This is a genomic window from Peribacillus psychrosaccharolyticus ATCC 23296 (genome assembly GCF_000305495.1).
Lineage (GTDB): Bacteria > Bacillota > Bacilli > Bacillales > DSM-1321 > Peribacillus > Peribacillus psychrosaccharolyticus.
In genome coordinates this window covers 1-1,470 of sequence record NZ_AJTN02000106.1, presented here as the reverse complement: position 1 = coordinate 1,470, position 1,470 = coordinate 1, and the positions used below count along the sequence as shown (strand labels likewise).

At 29.2% G+C, this 1,470-nt stretch carries 2 protein-coding genes; one reads left to right on the top strand and one right to left on the bottom strand.

Annotated elements, in window-relative coordinates:
- The first annotated feature begins 129 nt into the window (after positions 1-129).
- On the top strand, positions 130-813 hold the full coding sequence (locus tag WYK_RS06265) for an N-acetylmannosamine-6-phosphate 2-epimerase (RefSeq protein WP_040373703.1): 684 nt from the start codon (positions 130-132) through the stop codon (positions 811-813).
- A 61-nt stretch (positions 814-874) separates the two neighbouring features.
- Here the strand turns inward: WYK_RS06265 and WYK_RS06260 are convergent.
- A partial coding sequence (locus WYK_RS06260; protein ID WP_051387350.1) for a MurR/RpiR family transcriptional regulator occupies positions 875-1,470 on the bottom strand: 596 nt, incomplete at its 5' end.

Genomic DNA, 1,470 nt, shown 5'->3' with positions numbered 1-1,470 from the left:
ATTAACTATTATCTAAATTTTCAAGTAATAAGTTTGCGCATTACAAAATAATGATTTATAATTAGAAAATAATTTCATTTAATAATTTCAAAATGAAATTATTTTCACAAAAGGAGAGTGATAGCTTAGATGTTAGATAGAATAAAGGACGGTATAGTAGTATCGTGTCAGGCTCTAGAAGATGAACCACTTCATGGATCAAACATTATGGGGAGAGTAGCATTAGCAGCCCAGCAAGGTGGAGCTAATGGAATACGTTCAAATTCGAGTGAAGATATTAAAGAAATTAAAAAAAATGTAGTTTTACCGATTATTGGAATTGTGAAACGAAATTATAAAGACTCAGATATTTATATAACCCCAACCATAAAAGAAATTGAAGAATTAATTTCTTCAGAATGTGAAATGATTGCTTTAGACGCTACAGATCGTAAAAGACCTAATAATGAATTTTTAGAATCATTTATACAGATAATAAAAACGAAAAATTCAAATGTATTATTAATGGCAGACATTTCTACAGTTTCTGAAGCGATAGAAGCAGAAAGGTTAGGATTTGATTGTGTTTCGACTACTTTAATGGGATATACAGAAACTTCTAAAGATTATAATGTGACAACAAATGATTTTTATTATTTAACGGAAATTTTGAAAAACGTAAATATCCCTTTGATTGCAGAAGGTCACATTAGTACCCCTGATTTGGCAAGGAAAGCTCTAGAAAAGGGAGCACATTCCGTAGTTGTAGGGAGTGCGATTACTCGTCCTAAATTAATTACAGAAACATTTGTAAGCGCTATAAAGAATAAATAATAATTTATGTTTGCTTAATGTGGCAAACTATTCACCGGTGCATTATTGATTATTCTATACTTTACTTTTCCTTCCATACTTGTAATACTTTTTTGTAATTTTCGCTATACTTATTATTTTTTAATAAATGATAGGTAATAACATCAATAAAGAATAGAAATGAAAGTTGATCATTGTGAAATTTATCGTCCTCTAGAAGATCACTATCGCTAGTATAAAAAATATTGTCTGTGGTTTTACTAATTGAAGAGTTAAATTTTTTAGTTAGTGCCGTTATTTTTACGTTGTTCTTTTTAGCTTCATTACAAGTTTTTATTATTTCTGGGGTTTCTCCTGAACTTGAAATAGCAATAATTAAATCCTTTGAATTCAATAAAACTGATTGGGCAAACATTGAGTAACTATCTGTGACGGCATTGGAGTTTATTCCCATTCTATTTAATCTTAATGAGAATTCTGTGGCAGTTAGTCCAGAACTACCTATACCCAAAATCACAATTTTGTTAGAAGCTTCAATATCATTAACCAAAACTTCAGGTGATATCTTTTGAAAAATACTTTCTGATAATTTTAGCGTTAATTGATAGTATTCAATAACCTTTTCAGCAATCGTATCATAATTTGTGACGTTTAAAGACTCTGTTTTTAAAAGAGTTT